This window comes from Methylobacterium sp. WL7 (genome assembly GCF_008040085.1).
GTDB classification, from domain to species: domain Bacteria; phylum Pseudomonadota; class Alphaproteobacteria; order Rhizobiales; family Beijerinckiaceae; genus Methylobacterium; species Methylobacterium mesophilicum.
This window is the reverse complement of record NZ_VRVG01000314.1, coordinates 1-1,190: the sequence shown is the minus strand read 5'-3', so window position 1 is coordinate 1,190 and position 1,190 is coordinate 1. Positions and strand designations below refer to the sequence as shown.

Genomic DNA, 1,190 nt, shown 5'->3' with positions numbered 1-1,190 from the left:
TCGTTGGTCCGAAAGCTTGGATGATCAGATCCAGTTCTGAGCTCAAGACGAAAAATTGTTGGAATGCTGTTGCTCTCGGCGATAAGGCGTTTAATGGTGGTCTGAACCTTGATGAGACAGCTAAATACACACAGTTGCACCCGTCGTATTGCGAGTTTGGCGAAGAAGCGCTGGATGACGTTGAACTATTAGTTTTCGGTCAGGGTGAAGTGGAAGGTCCAGCCCGGGTGGCAATCGAGTCAGGAACGGACCTTGGGTTGCTTGTCGACGGTAAAGTTGTTTGGGTTGGTGTAGACGACTTTACCGGCCGTAAACGCATCCTCGCCTGCGGTGAGATAGTGGATAAAGTCCTGATGGCGGTGGCGCTATCACGGCATAAGTTGGTGGATCCGCGTAGAGACCGACCACCAGGGTAGCCTGTCCCCTCGAAAGTGACTCTTCGCCAAGTTTGGTGGATCAGGCTGCGACGAGGAACCGTCGGCGGAGGAGATCGAGGTTGGCGCGGCCGTACATGGCGCGCTTCAAGAGCTTGAGACGTGTGATCTGCCCTTCAGCCTGCCCACTGCTCCAAGGGAGTGTCAGCGCGGACCGCACGGCGTCTCCGTCCTGACCGATGCTGGCAGCGAAGTTCTCGACGATGCGGACGCCGCAGTTTTGGGCGTCGCCCAGCCATTCATCGAACGCCTCGACATCCGATCTTCCCGATGGCGGCGGATGAGAGCGGCTCCGGACGATCCGGCAGAAGCGGCGGCCGAGATCGACGACCTTGGCCGCTTCGGGATCCTGCAGGACGCGCGCGACGACCGCGGCTGCCTCGGGGTCGAGGTCTTCGGGCTCACGCAAGAGATACCAGGACAGTTGCTTGGATGAGGCGAGGGGTGATGCGGTGGAGATCGCAACACGGATGTCAGCTGTTGCTGGCGGCGACCGGATGGTCATTCCAGCCGGGCCTGCGCGCCGCTCGGATAACCAGCGACGCACCTGCTTCGCGGTGCCGGCAAATCCGATACCCTGAAGTTCGCGCCAGAGCTGCGTCGCGTTCTCGCACCCCTCATCCAGGCGGCATGCAGGTGCCCGAGATAAGGATCGAGCATGCTCGGCTGCGGCTCGCGCATGCCGTTCCGGGGGAAGCTCGCGGCGAAGGCGTACTTGCGCACCGTGGCCCGGGCCAAGCCGGTCTCGCGATTGAT

The 1,190-nt window shown here is 60.9% G+C and carries 1 protein-coding gene and 1 pseudogene; one reads left to right on the top strand and one right to left on the bottom strand.

Annotated elements, in window-relative coordinates; genetic code table 11:
- Positions 1 to 416: hypothetical protein (locus FV233_RS29490; RefSeq protein WP_210249524.1), on the top strand; the 416-nt coding region annotated here is incomplete at its 5' end.
- 40 nt (positions 417 to 456) lie between these two features.
- On the opposite strand, the pseudogene FV233_RS29485 reads toward FV233_RS29490, so the two are convergent.
- A pseudogene (locus FV233_RS29485) lies at positions 457 to 1,190 on the bottom strand (transposase); the annotation flags it as partial.